A 21,890-nucleotide genomic window follows, 5' to 3' on the forward strand; every position below is an offset into this window, starting at 1 on the left:
AGAAATTACTGGATACAATCATGCACCTTACTGAATCCATGCGCGACTTTATCCTCCATTGGGGGGAAATGGGTACCAAGTGGGGTGTGAGCCGCTCGGTCGCGCAAATCCACGCGCTATTGCACATCTCGCCCGAACCGATGACTGCAGATGAGATCTGTGAAACGCTCGGGCTGGCCCGCTCGAACGTCTCGACCGGGCTGAAGGAACTGCAAGGCTGGAAGCTGATCAAAGCCAGCCGAAACCTGGGTGACCGGCGCGATCACTTTCATTCGATCCGGGACATGTTTGACCTGACCAAAGCTGTGGTTGAAGGCCGCCGCGAACGTGAATATGCGCCCACTCTGGCCGCGCTGCGTATCGTTGCCCAAGAGGCTCAGAATGACGGCACCTCGCCCAAAGTGCGCCAGCGGATTGATGAGACGCTAGAGACCATGCAAATGTTCGACGACTGGTATGTCGATGTGAACCGTCTACCTCGCCGCGTTCAACTGGCAATCGTCAAACTTGGCGGACGCATCGCCCGGCTGCTGCCAAAGGGACAAGGAGACAAGTCGCCCTAAAAATTTTGCCTCCAAATTTCTCTCGATACAGAAATCTCAGAATATGATGTAAGAAGGAGCATGACATGATCCAGCCCAAACGCCCGCCCGAACGCGCCCCGAAAGGCATCCAATGGGCCGACCTGGTTCCCCTGAACCGCTGGGACAAGATCAAGGAACTGATGCTGCCGCTGCCCTGGCTGCTGCTGTCTCTGACGCTCTACAGCACTGCCCTCTGGCCACTTGGTGCTATGGCCAGCTTTCTGTTCTTTCTGTGCGCCCTGCGCCTGAACCACGAAGCGATCCATGGCAATCTCGGGCTGTCGCGGCGGCAGGATTCCTTGGTGATGCATGTGCTCAGCGCGCTTATGTTGGGTTCTAACCACGCTTTCTGCCAATGCCACCTGCTGCATCACAAACACGCCATGGGTCCGGGCGATTGCGAGGGGAATTGCGGGCACATGACCCTGGCGCAGGTCTTGGTATACGGACCCCGGTTTCCCTTCGACATCAACCGTGCGGCCTGGCGGGTCGCCAACGTCAAGGCCCGTCGCCGCATCCTGATCGACTGGGGGCTGGTGCTTGCCGTGATCGCCACTGCTGTGCTGAGCGGATCGCAAACCCTGCTACTGCACGTGGCTGCGATGAGCACAGCCCAATGCCTTGCCGCCCTGTTTGCGGTCTGGATAACCCATCAGGGCACGCATGACAGTGGCGTTGCCGCGCGCAGTCAGCGCGGGGTGCTGGCGCGGCTGGCCTATCTGATGTTCTACCACCGCGAACACCATCTGTTCCCGAAGGTTCCTGTCAGCCGGTTGCCCGTTCTTGCGGATCGGCTGGAACGTTCGGTTGCGGGATATGCCGCAAGTCGCAAGCCGGTCATCGGCTGGCTGGAACCCCGCCGGTTCCGGGTTGAACCCTAATCCTTGCTGGTACGCGCACCCAAGGATCCTGAGCGGAAACGCACAGGATCCGTTTGCCAGCACACAATCACCTTTAGTTGTTTTGAACGTGATCAATACGCTGCCCACTTCGGGGTCGTGGCGGCCAATTACCGACCGCACGGAACAAAACAATCAGGGTTGCCCAGACTCAATTACGGAATCCCCCGGCAGTCCGATTCACGAAAGGTGAAAACAATGAACAAGATCAAATCCCTTATCGGCGGCGTCGCGCTGTCTGTTGCCATCGCAAGCTCAACCCTGGCTGCAGGCGTCGAACTGAACGCAAGTTCGACCGGTCTGGCGCTGCAGGGCTATGACCCGGTCGCTTACTTCACCGCTGGCGAAGCCACCAAGGGCGATTACCGCATCACTGCGCTGCACAACGAAGCCTTGTACCGCTTTGCCTCGGAAGAAAACAAAGTCGCGTTTGAAGAAAACCCCGATGCCTACCTGCCTGCATATGGTGGCTATTGCGCATTCGGCACCGCGATGGGCTTCAAGTTTGACGGCGACCCGAACTACTGGAGAATCGTCGACAACAAGCTGTACCTGAATCTGTCCGCAGATATTCAGGAACGTTGGGAAGGCGACATCCCCGGCTTTAACGAGCGCGCCGACACCAACTGGAAAGATATCGCCGACAAGAGCCCTTCGGAATTGCAGGCGCAATAATCCGCCCAAGAAAAACACCGGATCGGCGGCAGTTCACCCTGCCGCCGATTACCATTTGAAACCGCCATTTTTCACCCTAGTTGTTCAAGCAGGAACGAGCCCAAAAAACGTGGGCCAGTGCCCCGAAGCGGCGGCACAGAGATCAGGTACGGAAACAGCCAAAAAACAGCGATCCGGTCGTCAGACCGGGCCCTGGCAATACCACGTACAAATGAGCAGCACAGGTTTGCTGAAGACCAATTCGAAAGAAAGGTTAACAGAATGACAGGTAGATTTTTTATTGCGGCCTTTATCGCCTCTATTGCGGCCGGAGGCGCCTCGGCGCAATCCTCGGGCAACTGGACGGGCTTTTACGGCGGCCTTCAGGTCGGCTATGCCGATATCGACACCAATGTTTCGGGCGTCGACGGTGATGGCGCGATTGGCGGTATCGTGTTGGGATATGATTATGATCTGGGGGATTGGGTTGTCGGTGGCGGTTTTGACTATGACTGGACCAGCATTGAACTGACCCCCGGCGTCGAGGTCGAAGACGTTTGGCGCCTGAAAGCACGCGCCGGATACAAAGTGACTCCGGTGGGGCTGCTATATGGTATCGGGGGCTATGCCGAGGCGAGTACGGACAATCTTGGCAGTGACGATGGTTGGTTCATCGGCGCTGGGTATGAACAAATTGTCGCCCCCAATGTCAGCGTTGGAGGCGAAATCCTGTATCACGAATTCAACGATTTCGATTCGACCGGAATTGATGTGGACGCGACCACAATCCAGGCCCGCGCCACCTACCGGTTCTAAGAAAACAGTGACGGAACCCGGCACAAACGCCGGGTTCCTTTCATTTACAGCTCAAGAACAGTGCTGCCTGTGGTTTGGCGCGCCTCAAGTGCGCGATGGGCCTCGGCCACCTGATCCAGCGGGAACCTCTGATCAATGTGGATTTTGACCTCGCCGCCTTCGACCTTGTTGAACAGGCGCCGCGCCATGGCCTGACAGACCGCGTGGTCCGAAATATGTGTGAAGAGCGTTGGCCGCGTTATCTTGAGCGATCCTTTCTTGGCCAGAATGCCAATGTCGATCAGAGGCACCGGGCCAGAGGCATTGCCGAACGAGATCATCATGCCAAGCGGTTTCAGGCTGTCGAGCGATCCGTCAAACGTGTCCGACCCGATGGAATCCATCACCGCGTCTACGCCTTTGCCCTTGGTGATCTGCGCGACGCGCTCGGCAAAGCTCTCGGTCCGGTAATTGATGCAATGCGCGGCACCATTGAACTGCGCCAAACTGCATTTTTCATCGGTTCCGGCAGTACCGATCAACGTGATCCCCTCGGATTTGGCCCATTGACAGGCAATCAAGCCAACACCCCCGGCAGCTGCATGAAACAACACGGTATCCCCGCGTTTTAGCGGTGTGGTGCGATGAAACAGATATTCGACTGTCATCCCCTTGAGCATCATCGCGGCCGCCGCATCAAAAGAAATTCCATCCGGAAGCGGGCACACCTGTGCGGCGGGCATGACCCGTGCCTCGCAATAGGCTCCGGGCGGAGAGGCAGCATAGGCCGCGCGCTGCCCGGGTTCCAGATGCGTTACACCTTCCCCAACGGCTTCGATCACGCCAGCGGCCTCCATGCCCAAAGCCTGAGGCAGATCCAGCGGATACAGCCCAGTGCGCTGATATACATCAATGAAATTCAGCCCGCAGGCATGATGACGAATACGAACCTCACCGGGGCCGGGTTCACCAAGTGGGCGATCTTCGATCTTCAGAACCTCGGGGCCACCGTGTTCATGGATGACGACGGTTCGTGCCGTTTTCTGCATGTTGTCCTCCTCTAGCCTCAGGCCAAGCTAACATGCCTGTGACGCAGGGCAATCGACACGATTACGCGAGGCGCAACCCAAACGCGAAATTTTGTGCTATACTATGCCCAAGGCGTTGCTGGCTGGTCCGGCCAAAAGCAACAAGTCGCCGGATTGACCCCGCTGCGCAACATCGCAATGCAGGAGGGGACGGCAATGGACAAAACGATTGGCAATCCGATCACCTGGGCGGCACGGAACATAGGTGCAACCGGGGATCACCTAGCTGAAAATATCAGCCATATCGGCAGCGCGGATACACGACACCTGCCAGTGGTTCGTACGCTGACGATGGATGATCTTTGGGCCTGCCTGAGGGCAGGATACAGCGATTTTCTGGATACAAGGGCCGATGCGATATTCGTGGTGCTCATCTATCCGATCGCAGGTTTTCTGATGTTCGGAATTGGGCTGAACACAAACATGGTTCCACTGCTGGCACCGCTGGTTGGTGGTTTTGCGCTTGTGGGTCCGGTAGCCGCCCTTGGCCTGTACGAAATCAGCCGCAAACGAGAACATGGTGACGAGGCTGGATGGCTGGATGCGTTTGGCGTGTTCCAGTCCCCTTCCCTGGGTGCAATTCTGGCTTTGGCGTTTTACATGGTCATGCTGTTTCTGGTCTGGCTGATGGTCGCGCAGAGCATCTATGTTCAGACACTCGGCCCTGACCTGCCCGCGTCGCTGGGTGCCTTTCTAACCCAAGTGTTCACCACCGCCGCTGGATGGACCATGATCTTGTTCGGGCATGCTGTTGGGTTTCTGTTTGCCCTCGTCGCCCTGGCAATCAGCGTCGTCAGCTTTCCGCTGCTGCTGGACCGCAAAGTGGGCGTTCCGGTCGCCGTGGTGACATCCGTACGGGTGTTGCGTCGCAATCCGGGCGTCATCCTGAGCTGGGGATTCATCGTTGCCGCGCTGCTGGTCATCGGAGCGATCCCGATGTTGCTGGGCCTGATCGTCGTGATGCCGGTACTAGGCCACGCCACCTGGCATCTCTATCGGCGTGCTGTGGCCTGAAACATAGCTTTATCCCGCAACTTTCAGAACAATCTTGCCAATATGGCCAGAGCTTTCCATCCGGGCATGGGCCGCCGCCGCATCAGCCAGATCAAACTCACTATCCATGACAGGGGCAACTTTTCCCGCCTCGAGCAAAGGCCAGACCGCTTCGTGCAGATCCGAAGCGATTTTTGCCTTGGCCAGATCGCTTTGCGGGCGCAGGGTACTGCCAGTCAAGGTCAGGCGTTTGACCATCATAAGCGCAAAATTCAGCTCGACCACGGGCCCCTGAAGGAAGGCTATCTGCACCAGCCGCCCATCCTCGGCCAGCGCCTTGACGTTGCGTGGGATATAGTCGCCGCCCACCATGTCCAGTATCAGGTTCGCCCCGCCCTCGGCCCGCATCGCGGCTACGAAATCCGCGTCACGGTAGTTGATCGCCTGTTCGGCACCCAGCTTTTCACAGGCCTCACATTTTTCAGCCGAGCCTGCAGTCGTAAAAACCCGCGCTCCAAAGGCGTTCGCCAGCTGAATCGCCGTTGTGCCGATACCACTGGAACCACCATGCACCAGAAACCGCTCACCGGCCTTCAGGCTGCCGCGCATAAAGACGTTGGACCAGACGGTAAAGAAGGTCTCGGGCAAGCAGGCGGCTTCTTTTAGGCCCATCCCCGCTGGCACCGGCAAACAATGCGCCGCAGGTGTGGCCACATATTCGGCATAGCCGCCGCCCGGCAGCAAAGCACAGACCTGATCGCCAACGGATAGGTCTTCGACCCCCGCCCCGACGGCCACGACCTCTCCCGCGGCCTCAAGACCCGGCAGATCACTGGCACCCGGAGGTGGATTATAGGCACCGGCGCGCTGCAGAGCGTCCGGGCGGTTCACCCCCGCATAGGCGACTTTGAGGATCACTTGACCGGCCAAAGCTTGGGGCATCGGGCGTTCTGTCAGTTGCAGAACATCCGGACCGCCGGGTTCGGTGATTTCAACGGCGCGCATCATCTGAGTCATGGGTAGATCTCCTTTGGCCAATGCCTAGCAGGCTGAAACGTCAAGGCCCAGTAGCAAGAGGACTACTTGCGCGGTGTCAGGAATCCGGGAAGCGTGCCGTGGGTTTTAGTCGGAGCCTTCACCTGCCCGGCCAACCAATTCGGAACAGCAAGAAACGGTCTGAACAGAGGATTGTCCCTCACCTGCCCCTTAAGCTTTTCGAACTGCATGACATTGTCGATACGACGGTCCAGAAACTCCCACGTTTTCTGATTCCCGGGCGAATCGTCCCCCAACCAGAACAACAGGGTCGAGGAATAGACCCCCGACAATGTCGCCCGCTTGGTGTACCAGTTCACGTCGTCGGACGTATCCCCCAGCGTGTCCCAGATCAGATCACAGGTTTGCCATACTGCCCTTGCGCCATCAGCCGCGTGGCTTGGCAGCGAAAACATGGTCATACCCCGGCGCACGAGTTCCTTATCCGGCACGGCCTGCAGCCGGAACCGGACGGCAGCAGCGATCCGGTCACGGAATTTGATATCGCCCAAATCCTCAGTTTTAAGGCGATCTGCCATCACAGCGTCCCCGCGCGCATGAAATGCCAACGCTAGGTCAACGGCACCACGCGGACAAATCGCCCGCACCAGAACGTCATCCATTCCACATTCTTCAATCGCCGCGCGAAAGCTGGTTTCCGACCAGCCATCGAAGGGAACATGTGTCAGCATCGCATCCAAAAGCTGCTGCTTGGCGTCTTCATAGGTGGTTGTCATGGCGGTTCTCCGGTTATCAGGACCAGTACTAGACAAGATAGAGGCGCTTTGCTATACGGCCAATTCCTGCAATTTCCTTGCAACTCTATCTAGAAAGGTGGTGACAACCACATGCAGGTTAGTGTTCGCGACAATAACGTCGATCAGGCGCTTCGTGCCCTGAAGAAAAAGCTGCAGCGCGAAGGCGTGTTCCGCGAAATGAAGCTTAAGCAACATTTCGAGAAACCGTCCGAGAAAAAAGCGCGCGAGAAAGCTGAAGCGATCCGCCGTGCCCGTAAACTGGCACGTAAGAAAGCACAGCGCGAAGGTCTGCTCTAAGCACCTTCCTCGTCCAGTTTTGGATGACACTATTTGACGACCCCCGAGGCATCGCCCGGGGGTTTGTCGTTTTCAGGGTGACGTTGCGCGCTTTTTCGCGACTGGCTGACGCAACCCAGCGTCAATGCGCGATAAATCGCGAACTCAGATTCAACTTCCGGTGGCGATCTGCCCACCAACCGCGAGCGGCACGATTGTGTCTTCTCGTCGCCAAGTTCTCGCCACTAATGTCCCGCCAAAATAACGCAATCTATTGGAGGCAGAATCATGTCAACGGCCAGCGATCTAGAACGGCAGATGCTCGCATTGATCAATGCAGAGCGGGCGAAGGCGGGCTTACAACCGGTCAAGCTTGAGCTTCGGCTGAACGCAGCGGCGGAAGATCACAGCGAGTGGATGCTGAACGTCGATAAGTTCAGCCATACCGGCGCCGGAGGTTCGCGACCATCGGACAGAATGGAAGATGCGGGCTTCGAATTCTCCGGAAGCTGGCGTGCGACTGAAAACATCGCATGGCAGAGTGTCCGCGGTGCGCCGGGGCTGTCGGATGACGTTCAGGATCTGCACAACAGCCTGATGAATAGTTCCGGCCATCGCGCGAATATTCTGGACGCCAACGTGACCGTTATCGGAATTGGGATTGAGGTCGGAAACTATGACGGCTGGAACGCCATCATGGTGACCCAGAACTTTGCACGGACCTCTGCGCCTTTGCAGCTTGATACCAGCAGTTCGGGTGGTTCCGGTGGTTCCACACCTCCACCGCCCTCGGGGCAGTTGGACGTCAGGGCTGGCAAGATCGGCACTGCTGCGGATGACTGGTTCGTTTTGAAATCCGGACAGGCTGGCCTTTTGGATGGGCGCGGCGGTGATGATACCCTGGTTGGCGGCGGCGGCCGAGATAAGCTGCTTGGCCGCTCCGGCGACGACACCCTGAACGGCGAAGGCGGAAATGACACTCTGGTTGGCGGTGCTGATAATGACGACCTGAATGGGGGGGATGGCAAAGACCTTCTGAAAGGCGGCTATGGCATTGACCAGCTGGACGGTGGCGGCGGAAAAGATGTGCTTAAAGGCGGAGGAGGCAACGACATTCTTGTCGGCGGCGCGGGCAACGACAAACTGATTGGCGGCAATGGCGCAGATGTCATGACCGGTGGCACCGGAGTGGATCAATTCTACTTCACCAAGGGCGCGGATACTGTAACGGATTTCACTGACGAGGATATCGTCAACCTCCGGCAGGCCAAGTCTATCGTTGGGTATAACGATCTGATGAAGAACCACATTTCGCAATCCGGAAATGACGTCATCATCGATGCCGGTAACGGCCACACCCTGACACTAGAAGATACCTTGTTATCAGACCTGGCAAGAGACGACTTTGTGTTCTGAAGGCCGGACAAGCGAAAACTAAAGCCACGCCCCCGGAATCCGGGGGCGTTTATCGTGATCAGTAAATCTTGGGCACGTACAGCTCGTCCGGCAAAACACGCCGTTCGTATTCCGGATTATATTTGCGATCCGGGAGGTCGACTTTTTCCTGCGGTACATCCGTATAGGGGATCTTGGTCAGAAGATGCTCAATACAGTTCAGGCGCTCACGCTTTTTGTCGTTGCCTTCGACGATGTACCAGGGCGCCTCTCGGATGTTGGTACGGAACAGCATGTCCTCTTTGGCTTTGGTATAGGCCTCCCAGCGGATACGGGATTCCAGATCCATGGGGGACAGTTTCCACTGTTTCATAGGATCGTGAATCCGCATAAGGAATCGCAGCTGCTGTTCCTCATCCGTGATCGAGAACCAGTATTTCAGCAAGATGATCCCGGATCGAACCAACATCCGTTCGAATTCGGGAACGTCCTGAAAGAACTGATCAACCTGATCTTTGCTGGCAAACCCCATCACCCTTTCGACCCCGGCACGGTTATACCAGGACCGATCGAACAGAACGATCTCACCGGCGGCGGGCAGATGCGGAACGTAACGCTGGAAATACCACTGGCTCTGCTCACGACGACTGGGCGCCGGCAGAGCTACCACCCGGGCAACACGCGGATTCAGACGCTGCGTAATCCGCTTAATCACCCCACCCTTGCCAGCACTGTCCCGGCCTTCAAACAAGATACAGACCTTGGCACCGGTATGTTGCACCCAGTCCTGCACCTTGATCAGTTCAGCCTGAAGTCGCAGCAAGTTACGGAAATAGACCTTGCGATCCAGCATGTCGGGATGCTGATCCTTGTAGATCTTCCGCACTTCCACCGACAGCATGGGCTCGCTGAATTCGATCTCAAAATCTTCGTCCAGCGCGTCTTCCAACTCGGCTTCGAGCCAGTCTTTTGGTGCATGGTTAAACTCGTCGGTCAAGGTCTGCTCCTTATCAATTGTCGGGTCAGGACCCTATCAGGCGCGTGTAACCGCCTGATGTCATCACAGAGGTAGATGAAAGCCTTTTTCTAAGCTTATCTGCCGGGGTCAGCAAGATCACTGCCCTAGGAATTCGGAAACTTGGCATTTCCGCTCGGCTGGATCATTCAATCGCCAGAGCCACTCCTACTTCAGTTTGTATGAAACCTGTTAACACGACTTGCCAGCCCGAGTGTTCTGAGGGCATCAAAGCACAGGTCATTTCAGAGAGGGGCCGTGGCGCATTTCATATCTGTTCTGCCGGTTGTTTGGCCCTGGTTTATCCTGATCGCCGCGCAGATATGCGCTGTTTCGGGGAAATGGTCTTTGGGGATCGTTCTGCTGACCTGTTTTGGCCTGATTGCCCTGACCTTGGGTCTGGTCACGCCCTTTGCCGCAGCTATTTCGTCAGCAGGTCTTGCCGGGGCGTTGATGCTACGCGGTTTGAACGGTGCGTTTTCCTTTGTTGGACATATCGCCTTGATCCTGTGGTGCTTGGCCATGGGCGCACATCTGGTTCCGGGCTTTCATAACCTTCTGGTACTGGACCGGGTTCATTCCGGTCCGGGCAGCACCGATTTCACAATGTACCTGAACCTGGACAAGCCTCTGATCCTGTTCGCCGTCCTTCTGGCGTGGCCACGCATGAATGATGGGGTAGCGTATATACGCAAATCGCCGCTGGCGGTCGGGCTGGTCGCATTGCCGGCCCTGTTTCTACTGGGCCTCTCAGTTGGTGCCATCCGGCCAGAGTTCACCCTTCCCCATTGGTGGATGATCTTTGCACTTTCCAACCTGTTTCTGACCTGCCTCACGGAAGAGGTCTTTTTCCGTGGCTATCTGCAATCAGCACTTTCCAAACGCCTGGGGGCTGCTGCGGGGATTGCTGCGGCCAGCCTGCTTTTCGGGCTTGCACATTTTGCAGGTGGACCTGCATTGGTTTTCTTTGCAGCCCTTCTTGGCGCGGCATGTGGCCTGGGATATTACGCGACAGGACGTCTTTGGGTTCCGGTTCTGATGCATTTCGCCTTTAACGCGGCGCATCTGGTGATTTTCACCTATCCCGGCCCAGCCTAGGTTAAACCGGCAACGCCGTCGTCTTGAACACAGTCCGAAGCGCGAATGAACTTTGCATCTGCGCCACGCCTGGAAGTCGAGACAGATATTGGCGGTGGATGCGGGCGAAATCCTCGGTGTTTTCGGCAACGACCTTCAGGATGTAGTCCGCAGTTCCTGCCATCAGGTGGCATTCCAAAACATCCGGGATCCGCGCAACGGCTTTCTCAAAAGCCTCCAGTACTTCCTCGGCCTGGCCCTGCAAGGTGATCTCGACAAACACCGTTGTTGGCACATTCATCTTGCGCGCGTCCAACAAGGCAACGTAGTTGCGGATATAGCCATCGGCCTCAAGCCTCTGTACCCGCCTGTGGCAGGCCGAAGGCGACAAATTCACCTGCTCGGACAATTCGGCATTCGACATACGACCATTCCGCTGCAAGGCGGCCAGAATCTTTCTATCTGTCGTATCAAGGCTCATCCACGCAATTCCTTTGCGGGTTTTACCCATTGTAGCGAAGATTTTCCCGAAGAAAAGCCGGAATGCGGGCAGAGTTTCACAGAAATTGCACCCGAAACCGCCCATTATTTAGGCAGTTTAGGAACGGAGAGACCTAATGAAAATCGGTTGCCCCAAAGAAATCAAGCCGCAGGAATTCCGTGTCGGCATGACGCCCAACGCCGCACAAGAGGCGGTGTCTCGTGGCCATGACGTGATAATCGAAAACGGAGCTGGCATTGGCGCCGGGTTTGATAACGATGATTACGTCGCCGCAGGTGCCCGCATCGTGGACAGTGCAGAAGAAGTTTTTGCCACCGCAGATATGATTGTCAAAGTCAAAGAACCCCAGGCGGGCGAACGCAAGATGCTGCGTGAAGGGCAGCTTTTGTTCACCTACCTGCATCTGGCCCCGGATCCGGATCAGACCAATGACCTGCTGGAATCGGGCTGTACGGCTATCGCCTATGAGACAGTGACCGATGCAAATGGAGGTCTGCCCCTGCTTGCACCCATGTCCGAGGTTGCGGGCCGTCTGGCACCACAGGTCGGATCTTGGACGCTGCAAAAGGCCAATGGCGGCCGCGGAGTTCTGATGGGTGGCGTCCCCGGCGTTGGTCCAGCAAAAGTTGTGGTTATCGGTGGAGGCGTCGTCGGCACCCATGCCGCCAAGATCGCCGCAGGTATGGGCGCGGATGTGACGGTACTGGACCGGTCCCTGCCCCGGTTGCGTTATCTGGACGACGTGTTCGGCGGTCAGTTCAAGAACCAGTATTCAACTGCAGGTGCGACCGCGGAGCTGATCCAGACCGCCGACATGGTGATTGGCGCTGTGCTGATCCCGGGTGCGGCAGCACCGAAACTGGTGACGCGCGCGCAGCTGTCCACCATGAAGCCCGGCGCGGTTCTGGTGGATGTTGCCATCGACCAGGGCGGCTGTTTTGAAACCTCAAGGGCCACAACCCATGCGGACCCGATCTATGAAGTTGACGGCGTCATGCATTACTGCGTGGCCAACATGCCCGGCGCGGTTGCAAGAACGTCAACAATAGCACTGGGCAACGCCACAATGCCGTTCATGCTGGCGCTGGCGGATAAAGGATGGAAACAGGCCTGTCAGGATGATCCGCACCTGCTGGCTGGCTTGAACGTTCACGCCGGCCAACTCACCTATTATGCGGTTGGCAAAGCGCTTGGGATTGACGTGGTATCCCCCAACGTCGTCATCAAATCCTGACGAAAGCCTCCAGCCCCTGAAGCGCCCTCAACCGAGGGCGTTTGCAGCGTTGGGCATAGCGCCGCCTTTTCGAAGCGGCGTGACCTGTTTACAGCGTTGAACGGGGCACCAAAAACAACGACGCCGCGCGATTAGCGCGGCGCCGGGCCCAACCGGAGGAGGGTATTTCAATGCCCGAGCGACGGGCGGGAGCATCATCCCTGTTTCTGGATCTCGACCGAATGCGGGTATGGAATCGAAACGCCTTTTGCATCAAACGCTTCTTTGACTGCTTTGGTCATTTCAAATTTGACATCCCAATAATCGACAGCGGCACACCACAAGCGCGCCGTCAGATCGACCGAGCTGTCCCCCAGATTTGTGACCCGCACCCAGGGCTCGGGATCGCCGTGGATGCGCCCGTCAGCCATTGCGAGGTCCAGAATGATTTTCATCGCCTCATCCGCGCTATCGCCATAGTCGATACCAAACACCAAATCTACACGACGCGTCTCGTGTGCCGAGTAGTTGGTGATAACTGACCCCCAAGCCTGGCCATTGGGTACAATGATCTGCACATTGTCGGGGGTCACGAGTTCGGTCGTGAACAGATTCAGATCTTTGACAGTTCCGGCTGTTCCGCCGATGTCGACATATTGACCAAGCTTATACGGCCGGAAGACAACCAACATCACGCCTGCCGCCAGATCACTAAGTGTACCCTGCAGCGCCAGGCCTATGGCCAGCGAAGCAGCGCCCAAAATGGCAACGATACTGGTTGCTTCGATCCCGAAGATGCCCAGAACAGCCACAATTACCATGGCCAGAATGGCCCATTTGATCATGCTGGCGGCAAAATTGCCCAGCGTCGGATCAATATGGGGCGTTTTGTTGATACGGCGGCGAACAACCCCAGCGATCATTCCTGCCGCAATCCAGCCCAATATCAGAACAATCAGAGCCTTGCCCGCACTCATCAAGATTGGCACATAGCCGTTTGCCATATCCATGGCTTGATTTGCCATTTCCATCGTCTGCTCCAATTCGGGTTTCCTTCTGCTTTCAGATCGTTAATTGAATCCCACCTATCTGGTGGGCTCCTCTTCTGCCGTAACTGCAGGAGTCACTTTTTCAGTGCGTCGCGGATTTCCATCAGGATGTCCAGCTCGCTTGGCCCGGCTGGCGCTTCTTCTTCCGCCGGTGCTTCCTCTTCTGCCGCCTCTTTCACCCGGTTCACCATCTTGACCAGCATAAAAACCACCCAGGCGATGATCAGAAAGTTGATGATCGCCATGATGAACGCACCATATGCAAAAACAGAAGCACCGGTTTCCCGCGCCGCTTCCAAGCTCGCCCCTTCGGCGACATCACCGGCCAGAACGGAGTAGTTGTTGGTGAAATCAACCCCACCCGTGAACAGACCAATCAATGGATTGATCAGATCGCCAACAAGCGACGTAACAATTGCGGTAAATGCGGCTCCAATGATGATACCCACCGCCATATCCATAACATTGCCTTTGGCAATGAATGTCTTGAACTCCTGGAACATAACTTCCCTCTTTCCCTGTTGTCATTTTTTATGCGCCTAAACGCACGGCAACTGTGCGCTAATTGCACTATAAAATGTATGTTTTTATGGGAAATCGTGACTATTTTTCCCCAATCGGCTTATTCAGGAGACCCTATGACACATTTTGCGTCTTATTCCATTACAGACAAATGGCCCGCCAAAGACCCTTCGGTCATTCAGCTCTATTCTTATCCGACGCCTAATGGCGTCAAAGCCTCGATCATGCTTGAGGAAACCGGCCTGCCCTACGAGGCGCATCTGGTCACGCTTGCGGATGCGGATGTCAAAAGCTCCGAGTTCCTGTCGCTGAACCCAAACAACAAAATCCCTGCAATCATTGACCCGAACGGTCCTGATGGACATCCCCTGGGCCTGTTTGAAAGCGGTGCGATCCTGTTGTATCTGGCCGAGAAGTCAGGGAAATTCATGGGCCAGACACAAAGCGACAGACATCGCATTACCCAATGGCTCATGTTCCAGATGGGTGGAATTGGTCCCATGCTTGGGCAACTTGGCTTTTTCCACAAATTCGCCGGGAAAGAGATCGAAGATCCGCGCCCCCGTGAGCGTTATCTCAACGAGGCAAAGCGGCTTTTGAATGTCGTGAACAATCAACTTGATGGCCAGGAATGGATCTCCGGGGATTACTCGATCGCCGACATTGCAATCGTCCCCTGGCTGCGCGGGTTGGATTTTTATGGTGCCCGAGACATTGTTGGCTGGGATGAGTACGCAAATCTCCAACCTTATCTTGATCGGTTTCTTGCGCGTCCCGCCGTTCAGCGCGGGCTGCAGATTCCTTCCCCAGGTTAACACGTGTGGGGTGAGGCAATACCTCACCCCATCCATTTAACTTGGAAGCTTGCCCGTCAGAACATACCGCAACACATCCACCACCTGCGAGGGATGTTCAGCAACAGCCAGGGCGGCTGCATCCACCTCTTTCAACGCGTGCTGATGATCTGGCCCGTGCACTACGATGATCGACTTGCCCAAAGCCGCCGCATATCCCGCGTCAAAGGCTGCGTTCCATTGCTTGTATTGATCGCCAAAGCGGACGACCACGACATCCGCGTCTGAAATGCCCTTGCGGGTTCGGATCGCATTGACCATCGCACCCTTGTGGTCATGCCAATACTTGTTTGGCTCGGACCCCAAAATTGCAACGCCGCAATCGTCGCTAGCTTCGTGAACCGTGACAGGGCTGTTGAACGAAATGTCCAACCCTTTCGCCCCGTCAATGATCTGCTCGCGCCAGTCGGTGTGTATCTCTCCGGACAGGTAGACGTTCAGGCCCATTGATTTCTCCTTTGATTTTATTGGCGACCCTAAAGACAAAATGGACCTGACCCAAGGGGGGCTCAGAAAGCTAGCCTCCAAAACACCGGCTGCCCGTTGGGAACTGCCCTACGGGCCGCGCTGCGCTGCTTGCTTCCCAGAAACCCCGGCATCTCGGATGTTGGCTCGAACCCGAAACTGCGGGGTAAACGGGTATAGATCGACCGCGGCGGCAACCGCCCCCAGGTGATCCCTTTCAGCTGCGCGCCCGGTTCTGGCTGGTGCATCCAGACTTCGCGAATGGCGAATTCGTCGCGCAGCAGCACCAACACTGCCAACATCATGACCTCGGCCCATATTTTCGCGTATTTCTGCTGCAGCGCCTGCTCGTATTCACGCGTCAAACGCAACTCACGCGACCGGGGCGCCCGGCATTGCAGTCGACGCCGGGCATGGCCGACAAAGCGCAACCAGTCGGACTGAATTTCTTCAATCAGACAATAGCCACTTGTTAAATCTATATCCAAGCGGCACCAGGCCAGAGTCGGACGGCCATGCGTGCGTACCGGGTGCCAACAGCTTTGGAACGCACCTACCGCCGCGCGCTGTTCGAATTTCCACAACAGCTCGGCATGCTCGGTCGGGAAGCCCAACTGCACCACAAGATTATGCGCCTTGCGCGTGGTTTGTTCACCAGACCAGCGCTCAAAGCTCAGGCAGAAATCCAGCCATTCGGACTGATAGACCGCTTCTAAACCATGGAACGCCGCAGGGCTTAGCCCCTTCAGACGCACGGCGCGATCCGCATGGGCCACGGCCAGCACATCGTGCCGCCGCAAAACCCCGCCGCACCGCGCGATCATGGGTTTCAGCAAAGGACGCGCCAGCAAACGGGACAGCCCCGATTGCTTTAGATCCGAAACCGACATTTCGGCCTCCATCGACTGGCACAGCAACCAGGGGCTTTGCCGGTCGGTATAATAGTAGAATGGCATCTCTTCCGGCAGAATCTGCCGGATCATCGAGATGTCTTGGCGTTTCATGACAACTCTCCAACGGGAAAAAGGCCCGCCGGTCAGTTGGCGGGCAATCAGGGTTTGGGCATTGCTTTTGCGAGGCTGGGATCTGGCATTGGGCCGACTCCGGATTGTAATTGCATCAGGGGGCTGGGCTTACGGCCAGGGGGTGATTCCACTCAACCCCTGGATTTTCAGGACGCAGGGACGTTGCAGCACGGCAACACTGGCGTCTGAGAAACGAGAAAAGCGCGCCGAAGGGCGCGCTTTGCATTTGGATTACTATGGCGTTAGCCGCGCAAAACGCCGCCTGTTGCCTTGGACACCTTGGCGATGATCTTTTCAGCCACCGCTTCGATATCTTTTTCCTTCAGCGTCGCATCTGTCGGCTGCAGCCGAACGGTGATGGCCAGAGATTTCTTGCCCTCACCCAGGCTGCCGCCAATGAATTCATCAAAGACGCGCACATCTTCGATCAGCGCCTTGTCGGCCCCGGCAGCGGCATTCACCAGCGTCAGTGCCTCGACGCCTTCATCGACGACAAAGGCAAAGTCACGCTCGACCGCCTGCAGATCGCGCAGTTCCAGCGCCGCGCGGGTCGCCCCGGATTTACGCGGCAGAGGCACCTCATCCGGCCAGATAGTGAAAGCCACCGCCGGGCCCTTGATGTCCATCGCCTGCAACACACGCGGATGCAACTCGCCGAAAACGCCCAGTACCTTTTTCGGACCCAGACAAATTTTGCCGTGCCGACCCGGATGCCACCAGGCGTCGCCCTCGCGTAGGATCTGAACCTTGGCGGGTGCGCCGATGGCGGCCAAAACGGCCTCGGCATCTGCCTTGGCGTCGAACACATCCGCCGGGCGTGTGGCGCTATGCACATCCTTGGGGCCGTCGCGACCGACCAGCAGGCCGGTAATCTGGATTTTCTGATCGCCTGGCTCGCCGTCGTGAAAAACTGGGCCAACTTCAAACAGCGCCACATCCGCATAGCCGCGCGCCTGATTGCGGGCGGCAGCTTGCAGCAGACCGGGCAACAGATCGGGGCGCATATGGCTCATCTCGGACGAAATCGGGTTTTCCAACTGCGTCGCCTCATCGCCACCGCCAAACAGCGCAGCGGCGGCCTGATCAATGAAGGTATAGCTGACGCATTCGTTATAACCCAAGGCGGCACAGGTGCGACGCGCCATCGATTGGCGGCGCTGCGTGGCCGTCATAACCGGTTTCGGAATACCATCGGTCACACGCGGCAGCGGCTTGCCTTGCAGCTTGGTCAGGGACGCAATCCGTGCGACCTCTTCCACCAGATCAGCCTCGCCCATGACATCGGGGCGCCAGCTGGGGACATGGGCCATCTCACCTTCAAGGCGGAAACCCAGACGGGTCAGGGTCTGGCGCTGCTCGCTTTCGGGAATGACCATCCCGACCAGCGATTGCACCCGGGCCGAGTCCAACTTGTAGGATCGCGCATGGTTCGGCGCTTTGCCCGCCTCAACCACTTTAGAGACCTCGCCACCGCAGATATCCAGGATCATCTGCGTCGCTTGTTCCAGCCCTTCCAGCGTATATTCCGGATCAACACCCCGTTCGAACCGGTAGCGCGCATCCGAGTTGATTTTCAACGCCCGGCCTGTCAGTGCAATTTGCACATGATCCCAAAACGCGCTTTCGAGGAAGACGTTCACGGTACCCTCGGTACAGCCGGTTTCTTCGCCGCCCATGATCCCTGCAATGGATTCCGGGCCGTTGTCGTCCGAAATCACCATCATGCCGGGTTGCAGCGTGTATTCCTTTTCGTCCAGCGCCACCAGCTTTTCGCCGCCCTTGGCCCTATGTACGCGCAGGTTGCCCTGAACCTTGTCCGCATCAAAGACATGCAGCGGACGGTTCTGGTCGAAGGTCATATAGTTGGTGATATCCACCAAGGCCGAGATCGGACGCAGGCCGATCGCCTTCAACTGATCCTGCAGCCACTGCGGGCTGGGGCCGTTCTTGACACCCTTGATCAGACGCCCGGTGAAATGAGGTGCTCCGTCCAGCGTGTCATCATCAATCGTCACCTTGATCGGGCTGACGAAATCGCCCGGCACCGGCACATAGTCGCGCTCTTTCAGCGTGCCGACCCCGCGTGCCGCCAGATCGCGCGCGATCCCGGCGACGCCCAGCGCATCGGGACGGTTCGGGGTGATCGCAATCTCGATCATCGGATCGACCTTTGCGGGATCATTCTCGGCCAGCCAGTCAACGAACTGATCGCCGACCTCACCCGAGGGCAGCTCGATGATGCCGTCATGCTCTTCCGACAGCTCCAGCTCGCGCTCCGAGGCCATCATGCCAAAGCTTTCGACACCGCGGATCTTGCCGACGCTGATGGTGATGTCCAGGCCCGGAATATACATGCCCGGTTTGCAGACCACGACAGTGATACCTTCGCGCGCATTGGGCGCGCCGCAGATGATCTGCAGATCACCCTCATCCGTCGCAACCGTACAGACCCGCAGCTTGTCGGCATCAGGGTGCTGTTCGGCATGGGTCACTTTTCCCAGCGTAAAGCCCGCCAGTCGGTCCGCCGGATTGACGATCTCTTCGACTTCGAGCCCCAGATCGGTCAGCGTTTCGGCGATCTCATCGACCGACGCGTCAGTGTCCAGGTGATCCTTGAGCCAGGAAAGGGTGAATTTCATCGGTCGTATTCCGCATAATCTTGGGTCAGCCCGCGTGTAACGGATATTCAGACAAGGGGAAAGAGGCCGTGTGCCACATGATCACCTACTGTTCGGCAACTGTGTTGGCGACGCTATCCGATCCGGCAAACACCGCCAAAATCCGCGCGATGCTTTCGCCAGTATTCGCCCCCACATGCGGGGATCGGAACGCTTCGACAAAGGCATCACCGGCTTTGTAGGTCTTTGTCCCCGCCGCGCCGTAATCGACAGTGATTTCCCCTTCCAGCACATAGGCCACCAGCGGAGCATTATGTCGGTGACTACCGGTCACTTGACCCGGCTGCATGGTAATGATGGCCATGGTGATCTGCGGCGTGCCGTCCGGGTATTCCAGCGCCTCTCCGATCACGGATTTGTCCGTTTGCAGCAACACATCAACAGGCGGATAGGCATCACGCGCCAGGGCAGAGGTTGCGGCCAGGATCGCGGCGGTCACCAGCAGGGGTTTCATCGGGCAAGGCTCCTTGGTCAGATGGCCTGCGCAGATGACCCCGGATGTAGGGGGCTGTCAAACGGGTCAGGGATAGACCGGCGCTCGTCCGGCCAGCTCATCCAACTGCCAGCCGATCCAGCCATGAGGGATGAAATGCCCGCCCGGATGCGTGTCCAACGTAACCTGCCCCTGCGCGCAATCGGTCCATTCCAGACGGCTGAGGGTCAGGAAAGGCTTCACGCTCCAATCGCCACGCGGGGTTGCACCGTTGCAATCGAACTTCGCCTTCCACAACGCCACCGGATAGGTCGTGTCCCCGCCCGGACCCAAGGGAAAATCCATCACCGTGTCGTCCAACCCATGCACATGGCGCACCTGGCGCGGGGCTTGCGAGCAATCCTCGGTCTGGCGAATGCTACCAGCCACCGCCAGCAGGGCCGCAATATCATCGCCGGATTGACAGACAAAGCGCCACGCCATCGCACCGCCATAGGAATAGCCCGAGACATAGATGCGATCCGGGTCGATCGGATAGCGCGTCGCCACATCCTCTAGCACCCGATCGGCAAAGGGGACGTCATCAGTGTCGGACGTCCAGAAATCCCAGCTTTTGCCGCGCCCGTTCGGGGCCACCAGCAGCACGCCGCGCAGTTTGGTGGCCCCTGCGATCCTTTCGTGGTTGACCACCACATCCCCCTGCCGCGCCCAACCATGGAAGTGCAGCAATACCGGCAGAAGGGTTTCGCCGTCCCAGCCATCGGGTTCAAGCACATGATAGGAACGGTCGCCCAGCGGGCAGGCTGTGTCGCCGTGGCAGCCATTTGCTACAGCTTGGAGCGGGATCAGGAAAAACAGGCAGGTCAGAATCCGGAACATAACTCGGAGCCTACCCGGCCAGCGCACGAAGTCACGTCACAACCCCGTGGGAGGCTGAAACAAGCCGCGCTATCGCCAGACCGTGGGGTGGCGATCCTTGGGCTGTGGAGGGAAGTTTATCTTAGCAAAATCCGTGCGCTGTTCGAGCGTTGCGCTAGCTGAGACAAATCGCCAGCCCGTGCGGGCGGTCTGGCGATGGCGCGGCGGCCTATCGGCCTTTGCTCCGCACCAGTTTTTTGCAATTCAAAGCCTGAACTAGACAGAGGAGACTACTTCGATTTTTGTTTTGCGTATTCATCAATGAGTTTTTTACCCATATCTTTTTGCCTTTGCGCCTCTTTCATTTGGTTCATTTTATTTGAAAAAATCGAAAAAGACGCCCAAAGGCCGGGCAGTAGAGCAAGCCCTACAATTGGTAATGCCCACGCAAAAACCGATCCGAAGAAACGGATAGCCAAATATTGAAGAAAGTTTCCCGCAACAATTATTCCAACCATCCACAAAAAGGGAGCATTGGCTACACGGCGGCGCCACCATTCGATGTATCGAGCCAGATATACGCCTAGTGGATACACCTACCGGCTCAAACCACCATGCAGGTTCGGCATATCCAGCGCCGCAAAGCCGTAGTGGCGCAGCCACCGAAGATCGCTATCAAAGAACGCCCGCAAATCCGGAATACCGTATTTCAGCATCGCCAGACGGTCGATCCCAATCCCGAACGCAAAGCCCTGATAGACCTCGGGATCAATTCCACCGGCGGCGATCACCTTGGGGTGGACCATGCCCGAGCCCAGAATCTCCATCCAGTCGTCGCCCTCGCCGATCTTCAGCTGGCCGTTATCCCAGGAACAACGGATATCGACCTCGGCCGACGGTTCGGTGAAGGGGAAGTGCGAGGCGCGGAAACGCAGTTCGACATCGTCGACCTCGAAAAACGCCTTCACGAATTCTTCCAGAACCCATTTCAGGTTCGCCATCGAGATGTCCTTGTCGATGGCCAGACCTTCGACCTGATGGAACATCGGCGTGTGGGTCTGGTCATAGTCGGCGCGGTAGACGCCGCCCGGGCAAATGATGCGGATCGGCGCGCCCTGCAGCTCCATCGAGCGGATCTGGACCGGCGAAGTATGGGTGCGCAGCACATGCGGCGGGCGCTCGTCGCCCTCGGCACGGTGCATATAGAACGTGTCCATCTCGGCGCGCGCGGGGTGGTGGCCGGGGATGTTCAGGGCGTCGAAATTGTGCCAGTCGGTCTCGATCCGCGGCCCTTCAGCCACCGAGAAACCCAGTTCGGCAAAGATCGCAGTCAGTTCCTCGGTCGCCTGGCTGACCGGGTGGATCGAGCCTTGGCGGCGCGCGCGCGTCGGCAGGGTAACGTCCAGCCATTCGGTGCGTAGACGTTCGTCCAGCGCGGCATCGGCAAGACCGGCTTTCTTGGCGGCCAGGGCCGAGTTGATCTCATCCTTCAGGGCGTTCAGCGCGGGGCCAGCGACCTGACGTTCCTCGGGGGTCATCTTGCCCAGCTCGCGCATCTTCAGCGCGACCTCGCCCTTTTTGCCCACGGCGGCGACGCGGATCGCCTCAAGCGCGTTCTCATCGCCCGCCTCGGCGATTTGCCCCAGATATTTTGCCTTAAGATCGTCCATGACGCCCTCTGAATTTGGTCGCCAACCTGCTATCGGCCCCGCCCCGCGAATG

At 57.5% G+C, this 21,890-nt stretch carries 24 protein-coding genes; 10 read left to right on the plus strand and 14 right to left on the minus strand.

Translation table 11 applies throughout. From position 1 onward, the window contains the following. Window positions 1–20: 20 nt before the first annotated feature. The 4 genes from AC2FH0_RS12255 to AC2FH0_RS12270 all read left to right on the plus strand — a co-directional run bounded on the left by AC2FH0_RS12255 (window position 21) and on the right by AC2FH0_RS12270 (window position 2,953). Window positions 21–563, plus strand: coding sequence for a GbsR/MarR family transcriptional regulator (locus tag AC2FH0_RS12255; RefSeq protein WP_496789439.1), 543 nt, complete (start codon window positions 21–23; stop codon window positions 561–563). A 65-nt stretch (window positions 564–628) separates the two neighbouring features. Then, window positions 629–1,465 (plus strand): fatty acid desaturase, encoded by an 837-nt coding sequence (locus tag AC2FH0_RS12260; protein ID WP_496696516.1) that lies wholly within the window; start codon window positions 629–631, stop codon window positions 1,463–1,465. Window positions 1,466–1,681: 216 nt separating this feature from the next. Beyond that, window positions 1,682–2,158, plus strand: a complete 477-nt coding sequence (locus AC2FH0_RS12265) for a YHS domain-containing (seleno)protein (protein ID WP_142635340.1) — start codon at window positions 1,682–1,684, stop codon at window positions 2,156–2,158. Between the two features lie 261 nt (window positions 2,159–2,419). Further along, on the plus strand, window positions 2,420–2,953 hold the full coding sequence (locus AC2FH0_RS12270) for an outer membrane protein (RefSeq protein WP_271948532.1): 534 nt from the start codon (window positions 2,420–2,422) through the stop codon (window positions 2,951–2,953). A gap of 44 nt (window positions 2,954–2,997) precedes the next feature. On the opposite strand, the gene AC2FH0_RS12275 is transcribed toward AC2FH0_RS12270, so the two are convergent. Then, complete coding sequence (locus tag AC2FH0_RS12275; protein ID WP_496749978.1) at window positions 2,998–3,981, minus strand: quinone oxidoreductase family protein; 984 nt, start codon at window positions 3,979–3,981, stop codon at window positions 2,998–3,000. Window positions 3,982–4,176: 195 nt separating this feature from the next. Here AC2FH0_RS12275 and AC2FH0_RS12280 point away from each other — a divergent pair, with 195 nt between their 5' ends. Continuing rightward, a complete protein-coding gene (locus AC2FH0_RS12280; RefSeq protein ID WP_496789440.1) occupies window positions 4,177–5,034 on the plus strand; it encodes a DUF2189 domain-containing protein in 858 nt (285 codons plus the stop codon). Between the two features lie 9 nt (window positions 5,035–5,043). Here the strand turns inward: AC2FH0_RS12280 and AC2FH0_RS12285 are convergent, their stop codons facing one another. After that, window positions 5,044–6,030 (minus strand): NAD(P)H-quinone oxidoreductase, encoded by a 987-nt coding sequence (locus tag AC2FH0_RS12285; RefSeq protein WP_496749977.1) that lies wholly within the window; start codon window positions 6,028–6,030, stop codon window positions 5,044–5,046. A 62-nt stretch (window positions 6,031–6,092) separates the two neighbouring features. Beyond that, on the minus strand, window positions 6,093–6,785 hold the full coding sequence (locus AC2FH0_RS12290; RefSeq protein ID WP_496785860.1) for a COQ9 family protein: 693 nt from the start codon (window positions 6,783–6,785) through the stop codon (window positions 6,093–6,095). A 111-nt stretch (window positions 6,786–6,896) separates the two neighbouring features. On the opposite strand from AC2FH0_RS12290, the gene rpsU reads away from it, so the two are divergent. Continuing rightward, complete coding sequence (rpsU, locus tag AC2FH0_RS12295; protein ID WP_005614280.1) at window positions 6,897–7,103, plus strand: 30S ribosomal protein S21; 207 nt, start codon at window positions 6,897–6,899, stop codon at window positions 7,101–7,103. 267 nt (window positions 7,104–7,370) lie between these two features. Then, complete coding sequence (locus tag AC2FH0_RS12300; RefSeq protein ID WP_496789442.1) at window positions 7,371–8,498, plus strand: CAP domain-containing protein; 1,128 nt, start codon at window positions 7,371–7,373, stop codon at window positions 8,496–8,498. Between the two features lie 58 nt (window positions 8,499–8,556). Here AC2FH0_RS12300 and ppk2 read toward each other — a convergent pair whose 3' ends face one another. Further along, window positions 8,557–9,474, minus strand: a complete 918-nt coding sequence (gene ppk2, locus AC2FH0_RS12305; RefSeq protein ID WP_496689073.1) for a polyphosphate kinase 2 — start codon at window positions 9,472–9,474, stop codon at window positions 8,557–8,559. Between the two features lie 276 nt (window positions 9,475–9,750). Between ppk2 and AC2FH0_RS12310 the strand changes: the two genes are divergently transcribed. Continuing rightward, window positions 9,751–10,590 carry a CPBP family intramembrane glutamic endopeptidase gene (locus tag AC2FH0_RS12310; RefSeq protein WP_496691846.1) on the plus strand — a complete coding sequence of 280 codons (840 nt, stop codon included), beginning with the start codon at window positions 9,751–9,753 and terminating at the stop codon, window positions 10,588–10,590. 1 nt (window position 10,591) lies between these two features. Here AC2FH0_RS12310 and AC2FH0_RS12315 read toward each other — a convergent pair whose 3' ends face one another. After that, window positions 10,592–11,050, minus strand: a complete 459-nt coding sequence (locus AC2FH0_RS12315) for an Lrp/AsnC family transcriptional regulator (RefSeq protein ID WP_142635322.1) — start codon at window positions 11,048–11,050, stop codon at window positions 10,592–10,594. A 136-nt stretch (window positions 11,051–11,186) separates the two neighbouring features. Here AC2FH0_RS12315 and ald point away from each other — a divergent pair, with 136 nt between their 5' ends. Continuing rightward, window positions 11,187–12,305 (plus strand): alanine dehydrogenase, encoded by a 1,119-nt coding sequence (gene ald, locus AC2FH0_RS12320; protein WP_496789444.1) that lies wholly within the window; start codon window positions 11,187–11,189, stop codon window positions 12,303–12,305. A gap of 194 nt (window positions 12,306–12,499) precedes the next feature. On the opposite strand, the gene AC2FH0_RS12325 is transcribed toward ald, so the two are convergent. Both AC2FH0_RS12325 and mscL read right to left on the minus strand, forming a co-directional pair. Beyond that, window positions 12,500–13,309, minus strand: coding sequence for a mechanosensitive ion channel family protein (locus tag AC2FH0_RS12325; RefSeq protein ID WP_281995264.1), 810 nt, complete (start codon window positions 13,307–13,309; stop codon window positions 12,500–12,502). Between the two features lie 98 nt (window positions 13,310–13,407). Further along, window positions 13,408–13,836, minus strand: coding sequence for a large conductance mechanosensitive channel protein MscL (gene mscL / locus AC2FH0_RS12330; protein WP_142635318.1), 429 nt, complete (start codon window positions 13,834–13,836; stop codon window positions 13,408–13,410). 135 nt (window positions 13,837–13,971) lie between these two features. Here mscL and AC2FH0_RS12335 point away from each other — a divergent pair, with 135 nt between their 5' ends. Beyond that, window positions 13,972–14,670: a glutathione S-transferase family protein gene (locus AC2FH0_RS12335; protein ID WP_496691849.1), complete on the plus strand. Its 699-nt coding sequence runs from the start codon at window positions 13,972–13,974 to the stop codon at window positions 14,668–14,670. Between the two features lie 36 nt (window positions 14,671–14,706). Here AC2FH0_RS12335 and AC2FH0_RS12340 read toward each other — a convergent pair whose 3' ends face one another. The 7 genes from AC2FH0_RS12340 to pheS form a co-directional block, all read right to left on the minus strand. Continuing rightward, window positions 14,707–15,156, minus strand: a complete 450-nt coding sequence (locus AC2FH0_RS12340; RefSeq protein WP_271948554.1) for a YtoQ family protein — start codon at window positions 15,154–15,156, stop codon at window positions 14,707–14,709. A 62-nt stretch (window positions 15,157–15,218) separates the two neighbouring features. Continuing rightward, window positions 15,219–16,178: a hypothetical protein gene (locus AC2FH0_RS12345; RefSeq protein ID WP_496709235.1), complete on the minus strand. Its 960-nt coding sequence runs from the start codon at window positions 16,176–16,178 to the stop codon at window positions 15,219–15,221. 263 nt (window positions 16,179–16,441) lie between these two features. After that, a complete protein-coding gene (pheT, locus tag AC2FH0_RS12350; protein ID WP_496789445.1) occupies window positions 16,442–18,838 on the minus strand; it encodes a phenylalanine--tRNA ligase subunit beta in 2,397 nt (798 codons plus the stop codon). 85 nt (window positions 18,839–18,923) lie between these two features. Further along, entirely contained in the window at window positions 18,924–19,331 is a 408-nt protein-coding gene (locus tag AC2FH0_RS12355; protein ID WP_496706139.1) for a cupin domain-containing protein, read from the minus strand. A gap of 66 nt (window positions 19,332–19,397) precedes the next feature. Further along, on the minus strand, window positions 19,398–20,189 hold the full coding sequence (locus AC2FH0_RS12360; RefSeq protein ID WP_496789447.1) for a CE1 family esterase: 792 nt from the start codon (window positions 20,187–20,189) through the stop codon (window positions 19,398–19,400). 269 nt (window positions 20,190–20,458) lie between these two features. Continuing rightward, window positions 20,459–20,686: a hypothetical protein gene (locus AC2FH0_RS12365; RefSeq protein WP_496693533.1), complete on the minus strand. Its 228-nt coding sequence runs from the start codon at window positions 20,684–20,686 to the stop codon at window positions 20,459–20,461. Between the two features lie 78 nt (window positions 20,687–20,764). Next, a complete protein-coding gene (gene pheS, locus AC2FH0_RS12370; protein ID WP_281972601.1) occupies window positions 20,765–21,838 on the minus strand; it encodes a phenylalanine--tRNA ligase subunit alpha in 1,074 nt (357 codons plus the stop codon). Window positions 21,839–21,890: the final 52 nt, after the last annotated feature.

Source organism: Ruegeria sp. CDSC051 (assembly GCF_059610665.1).

Bases quoted from the DNA above. Each gene is read 5' to 3' on its own strand.
- pheS (WP_281972601.1), bottom strand. From the start codon at position 21,838: ATGGACGATCTTAAGGCAAAATATCTGGGGCAAATCGCCGAGGCGGGC.
- AC2FH0_RS12345 (WP_496709235.1), bottom strand. From the start codon at position 16,178: ATGAAACGCCAAGACATCTCGATGATCCGGCAGATTCTGCCGGAAGAG.
- AC2FH0_RS12260 (WP_496696516.1), top strand. From the start codon at position 629: ATGATCCAGCCCAAACGCCCGCCCGAACGCGCCCCGAAAGGCATCCAA.
- AC2FH0_RS12315 (WP_142635322.1), bottom strand. From the start codon at position 11,050: ATGAGCCTTGATACGACAGATAGAAAGATTCTGGCCGCCTTGCAGCGG.
- ald (WP_496789444.1), top strand. From the start codon at position 11,187: ATGAAAATCGGTTGCCCCAAAGAAATCAAGCCGCAGGAATTCCGTGTC.
- mscL (WP_142635318.1), bottom strand. From the start codon at position 13,836: ATGTTCCAGGAGTTCAAGACATTCATTGCCAAAGGCAATGTTATGGAT.
- AC2FH0_RS12360 (WP_496789447.1), bottom strand. From the start codon at position 20,189: ATGTTCCGGATTCTGACCTGCCTGTTTTTCCTGATCCCGCTCCAAGCT.
- AC2FH0_RS12290 (WP_496785860.1), bottom strand. From the start codon at position 6,785: ATGACAACCACCTATGAAGACGCCAAGCAGCAGCTTTTGGATGCGATG.
- rpsU (WP_005614280.1), top strand. From the start codon at position 6,897: ATGCAGGTTAGTGTTCGCGACAATAACGTCGATCAGGCGCTTCGTGCC.
- AC2FH0_RS12325 (WP_281995264.1), bottom strand. From the start codon at position 13,309: ATGGCAAATCAAGCCATGGATATGGCAAACGGCTATGTGCCAATCTTG.
- AC2FH0_RS12255 (WP_496789439.1), top strand. From the start codon at position 21: ATGCACCTTACTGAATCCATGCGCGACTTTATCCTCCATTGGGGGGAA.
- AC2FH0_RS12280 (WP_496789440.1), top strand. From the start codon at position 4,177: ATGGACAAAACGATTGGCAATCCGATCACCTGGGCGGCACGGAACATA.
- AC2FH0_RS12270 (WP_271948532.1), top strand. From the start codon at position 2,420: ATGACAGGTAGATTTTTTATTGCGGCCTTTATCGCCTCTATTGCGGCC.
- AC2FH0_RS12285 (WP_496749977.1), bottom strand. From the start codon at position 6,030: ATGACTCAGATGATGCGCGCCGTTGAAATCACCGAACCCGGCGGTCCG.
- AC2FH0_RS12300 (WP_496789442.1), top strand. From the start codon at position 7,371: ATGTCAACGGCCAGCGATCTAGAACGGCAGATGCTCGCATTGATCAAT.
- AC2FH0_RS12340 (WP_271948554.1), bottom strand. From the start codon at position 15,156: ATGGGCCTGAACGTCTACCTGTCCGGAGAGATACACACCGACTGGCGC.
- AC2FH0_RS12355 (WP_496706139.1), bottom strand. From the start codon at position 19,331: ATGAAACCCCTGCTGGTGACCGCCGCGATCCTGGCCGCAACCTCTGCC.
- pheT (WP_496789445.1), bottom strand. From the start codon at position 18,838: ATGAAATTCACCCTTTCCTGGCTCAAGGATCACCTGGACACTGACGCG.
- AC2FH0_RS12365 (WP_496693533.1), bottom strand. From the start codon at position 20,686: ATGGTTGGAATAATTGTTGCGGGAAACTTTCTTCAATATTTGGCTATC.
- AC2FH0_RS12265 (WP_142635340.1), top strand. From the start codon at position 1,682: ATGAACAAGATCAAATCCCTTATCGGCGGCGTCGCGCTGTCTGTTGCC.
- AC2FH0_RS12335 (WP_496691849.1), top strand. From the start codon at position 13,972: ATGACACATTTTGCGTCTTATTCCATTACAGACAAATGGCCCGCCAAA.
- AC2FH0_RS12275 (WP_496749978.1), bottom strand. From the start codon at position 3,981: ATGCAGAAAACGGCACGAACCGTCGTCATCCATGAACACGGTGGCCCC.